This is a genomic window from Polynucleobacter sp. 39-46-10 (assembly GCF_002282275.1).
Window position 1 is genome coordinate 1 of record NZ_NCJB01000173.1, and the last position, 4922, is coordinate 4922.

Here is a 4922-nt window from a genome sequence, read left to right on the forward strand (position 1 = left end):
GAGAAGTTCAATAGCTGCAACCAGTCTTTCACTCTTAGCAGGCCAATAAATTGCCCGTCCCGAGGCAGGTAAGGGCTGCCTATCCAGCGGCTGAGATATTGGCGCATACCCCAAAGACTAGCTGGGTTAAAGCCAGAAATAATGAGACGACCCTCTGGGCGCAGGACGCGCTCAGCTTCCCGCAGAATTTGATGGGGATCTGCTGCAAATTCCAAGACATGCGGTAGCACTAATAAATCGATGGTTTCAGAGGCAAAAGGGAGTTCGCTAGGACTGCCTTCAACCTGATGCCAATTGAATTCGGTAAGCTGTTTTTGGCGATCATTGGAGTGAATCAGGAGCGCGTGCAAAGGCATACGGTTTTCTGCCAGGGTATTAATTTGTGGCAAACCGATTTGTACGGCATAAAAACCGAAGACATCAGCCACGATCTGATTGAAGCATTTCTGCTCCCAGGCCAACACATAGCGTCCTGGAGGCGATTGCAGCCACTTTTCCCATGAACTCCATGGTGGTGCAGGCATCTGAGATGGTGAGGGTGGGATTGGTATCATGGGCGTATGGTGAAGAATACTTTATTGCATGTTTGGCCGATACCGGCTTTTGATGACAACTACATCTGGTGCATTCATGATGGTCAATCCGCATTGATCGTAGATCCAGGCGACGCTGACCCGGTCTTGAAATACCTGGAGCAACAAAACCTCGCTTTGACGGGTATTTTAATTACCCACCACCATGCTGACCATACTGGTGGCATTTTGAATCTACTGCAGGCGCTGGGATCGGTTCCAGTCTATGGTCCAGCCAGCATTGATATTCCTGCTCGGACTAATGCCATGATGGAAGGCGATAAGATTGAAGTGGCTGCGCCGCGCATCAGCTTTGAGGTGTATGAGGTGCCGGGACACACTCTGAGTCACATTGCTTACTTTGCGAATATGCAGGCTAATGTGGTCGAGCCTATGTTGTTCTGCGGTGATACTTTGTTTGCCTCTGGTTGTGTCCGTTTATTCGAAGGCACCCCAACACAGATGAGTCAATCTCTCGCCAAGTTCATCTCCTTGCCGAAAAATACCCTGGTGTATTGCACTCATGAATACACCTTGTCGAATATCCGATTTGCTCTAGCTGTTGAACCCAATAATGCGAATCTCATCACATGGGCGGAAACTGCCAAGGCCCTGCGAGATCAACATCTACCAACCTTGCCAACGACTATCGGACAGGAGTTGCAAGTGAACCCCTTCATGCGCTGTGATCAACAGGCTGTAATCGATGCCGCTATCGAGGTCTCTGGTGAAAAATTATTGCCAACACCTGCACATGTTTTAGCGGTAATTCGGGCCTGGAAGGATCGGTTCTGATGTTGTGGCGTTATGCAGCGATTTTGCTGATTGCTGCACTCTCTGGTTGTGCAAGTACTGGAGATTGGTCTTCGGACTCCTCCGGTCAATCAGATCCACGGGCGGCAAAAGCGAAGCGGGTCAATCTCAAGGATCAATCTGTCAGTAGCATCTATGCGCCATCGAGTAATTTGTGGATTCGTATCCGCGATGGCTTTCAGATGGAGCCGATGAATACTCCTCTGGAGATTGAGCAGGTGAGGTGGTTAAGTGCTCGACCTGACTATGTGCATCGATCAATGGAACGTTCTTCACGTTATTTGTTTTATATCGTTCAAGAGGTTCATACACGCAATATGCCGATGGAGATTGCGCTCCTTCCCTTTGTTGAGAGTGCTTTTGTGACGAATGCTAAATCCAGTGCAAAGGCCATGGGTTTATGGCAATTTATGCCAGCAACCGGGAAAGACTTTCAGCTGACGCAAAACGTCTTTAGAGATGAGCGCAGGGATGTATTGCAGTCAACTGATGCTGCCCTCGATTATTTGCAGCGTTTACACAAGCAGTTTGGTAGCTGGGAGCTTGCTTTAGCAGCTTATAACTGGGGGGCGGGTAATGTGGCTAAAGCCCAAAAGCGAAATTTGGCTGCTAGATTACCAACTGATTACCTCAGTCTCAAAATGCCGAATGAGACTCGCAACTATGTCCCTAAGTTGATGGCCTACCGGCAGATCGTTTTAGATCCCCAAGCCTATGGCATCGTCTTGCCTGAATTGGAAAATCATCCTTATTTTGTGGCGGTAGATGTTGGTAGCGATATTGATGTTGATCTAGTGATTAAGTTGGCAGAGATCCCATCTGAAGAGTTTCATAATCTCAATCCATCATTTAATAAACCGGTGATTTTGAGTAATGCCAATCAGCAGATTTTGCTGCCTTTTGGACATGCAGAAATCTTTCAAGATAACCTCAAAAAATACACCAAGCCACTTTCCACTTGGACCGCGGTGCGCATTGCAAAAACTGAGCCAGTGGATAAGGCTGCTAAGACCCTGGGAGTCGATGCTGATGCTCTACGAGATATCAATGGGATTCCAAAAGGAATGCGCATAAGGGCTGGCTCAACTGTACTTGTCCCCAAAACCAACCAAAATTCTGGGGATATTTCAGTGGCGATGGCAGAAAATGCGAATCTGAGTCTAGTTAAACCAGCCCCAGCCCCTAAAAAATGTGCAAAAGGGGCTAATTGTTCCTCAGGAAAGTCTTCGAAAGCAGTGGGGCAGGGCAAATCTTCCTCAAATAGCTCTGGCTCTCAGCATAAACACGCATCGACAGGGCTTGCAAAATCTGCGAAAAATGGATCTGCGAAAGTTACTAGCCCTGCAGCTAAGACGTCAAATGCCAAAGGAACTAGCAAAATCCAATAATCTCAGAATCTTTAATTTACTTATTTAGGTTGACCATGTCCTATAAATCAGAACACGAACGCTCCATTAAAGACCCAGATGGTTTCTGGGGAGAGCAGGCAAAACTCATTCATTGGGAGAAGCCATTCAATAAGGTTCTAGATTACGCAAACCCTCCGTTTGCAAAATGGTTTGAAGGTGGTTTAACCAATCTTTGCTACAACGCGGTTGATCGCCATCTTCAGGATCGCGCAGATCAAATTGCTCTCGTTGCTGTGTCAACAGAAACCAATGTAGAAAAAGCATACACATTTAAAGAGCTCTACGAAGAAGTTAATCGTATGGCTGCTATCTACAAGGCCAATGGCGTTCAAAAAGGCGATCGCGTATTGATCTACATGCCGATGATTGCTGAAGCATGTTTTGCAATGCTCGCTTGCGCGCGTATTGGTGCTATTCACTCTGTCGTGTTTGGTGGCTTTGCATCCCATAGCCTTGCTTCACGTATCGATGATGCAAAACCAAAGATGATTGTGACCTCAGAGGCAGGATCGCGTGGTGGCAAATCGGTTCCCTACAAGCCATTGCTAGACGAGGCTATTACGCTGGCAAGTTACAAACCAGAAAAAGTATTGATCGTGAACCGCGGCTTAACTGAGTTCACGACAGTTGCTGGACGTGATTTAGATTACGCAAGTGAGCGCCAAAAACACTTAAATGACTTGGTGCCAGTTGAGTGGGTTGACGCCACACATCCTTCCTATATTTTGTATACCTCTGGCACAACCGGCAAGCCTAAGGGTGTGCAGCGTGATACCGGTGGTTACGCTGTGGCCTTGATGTCCACAATGAATCACATCTTCTGTGGCAAGCCTGGTGAAACCATGTTTACTACTTCAGACATTGGTTGGGTTGTTGGTCATAGCTACATCATCTATGGCCCATTGCTTAATGGTATGGCTACGATCATGTACGAGGGCACTCCATTGAGCCCAGATGCAGGTATCTGGTGGAAGCTGGTAGAGAAGTACAAAGTCTCAGTCATGTTCTCTGCGCCAACAGCAGTTCGTGTTTTGAAGAAGCAAGATCCTGCATTCTTAACAAAATATGATCTTTCAACATTACGTGCCTTGTTCTTGGCGGGCGAGCCTTTGGATGAGCCAACTGCAAGTTGGATTCATGATGCGATTAAGAAGCCGATTGTCGATAACTACTGGCAGACAGAAACTGGCTGGCCTATGTTGGCAATTCAGCGTGGCGTTGAAGTAATGCCGCATAAATTTGGCTCACCTGGTGTTCCATCATTTGGTTACAACATGAAGTTGTTGGATGACGCTACTTCAGAAGAGTTGGGTTCAGATAAGAAGGGCGTGATTGCTATCGAGGGACCCCTGCCTCCAGGTTGTATGCAAACTGTTTGGGGTGATGACAAGCGCTTTGTTAGCACCTACTGGGAAACCATTCCCGGTAAGACGATTTATTCCACCTTTGACTGGGGCATCAAAGATGATGACGGCTATTTCTTCATCTTGGGCCGTACCGATGATGTGATTAACGTTGCTGGCCACCGTTTAGGCACTCGTGAGATCGAGGAGAGTATTTCTGGCCATTCCAATGTTTCAGAAGTGGCGGTAGTGGGTATTGAAGATAAGCTCAAAGGTCAGGCTGCGATTGCTTTTGTGATTCCTAAGGATTCTTCTAACACCGCAACTTTAGAAGCGGAGTGTATGAAAACTGTGGACTCCACATTGGGCGCGATTGCTCGTCCAGGACGTGTTTATATTGTGACGGCCTTGCCTAAGACCCGTTCTGGCAAGATTGTTCGCCGTGCTCTCCAAGCTGTGGCTGAAGGGCGTGATCCTGGCGATATCAGCACCATGGAAGATCAGACTGTTTTAGCTCAAATTAAGACCATCATCGAGCAAAGCGCGAAGTCTTAAATCTTCTGTAAATGATCAAAATAAGCCCCTCAGTCGGATGACTTGGGGGCTTATTACCTTCCAGGCTTGATTGGCTGGGAATCCAAGGGTTTATACGCAAAACTGGTATCATTGTTAGGTTCAAAACTTATTAAATTACCCTAGCGCTTAAAGACACTCACCTCCCGCACAAACAGTCCTGGGTTGGTCTTTTTGGGGTGTTGAGCGTCGGATGGAGCAGGGACTGGAGA

General features: G+C 47.2%; 4 protein-coding genes. 3 read left to right on the top strand and 1 reads right to left on the bottom strand.

The genetic code is table 11. The features are described from left to right. A partial coding sequence (locus tag B7X71_RS11760) for a class I SAM-dependent methyltransferase (RefSeq protein WP_293600823.1) occupies window positions 1–554 on the bottom strand: 554 nt, incomplete at its 3' end. 6 nt (window positions 555–560) lie between these two features. On the opposite strand from B7X71_RS11760, the gene gloB reads away from it, so the two are divergent. Genes gloB through B7X71_RS11775 form a run of 3 tightly spaced genes read left to right on the top strand, consistent with a single transcriptional unit; the run spans window position 561 to window position 4692 of the window. Continuing rightward, window positions 561–1367: a hydroxyacylglutathione hydrolase gene (gene gloB, locus B7X71_RS11765; RefSeq protein WP_293600824.1), complete on the top strand. Its 807-nt coding sequence runs from the start codon at window positions 561–563 to the stop codon at window positions 1365–1367. Further along, window positions 1367–2773 (top strand): transglycosylase SLT domain-containing protein, encoded by a 1407-nt coding sequence (locus B7X71_RS11770; protein ID WP_293598125.1) that lies wholly within the window; start codon window positions 1367–1369, stop codon window positions 2771–2773. The genes gloB and B7X71_RS11770 overlap by 1 nt, the downstream gene beginning before the upstream one ends. A gap of 35 nt (window positions 2774–2808) precedes the next feature. Beyond that, window positions 2809–4692 carry a propionate--CoA ligase gene (locus B7X71_RS11775; protein ID WP_215387676.1) on the top strand — a complete coding sequence of 628 codons (1884 nt, stop codon included), beginning with the start codon at window positions 2809–2811 and terminating at the stop codon, window positions 4690–4692. Window positions 4693–4922: the final 230 nt, after the last annotated feature.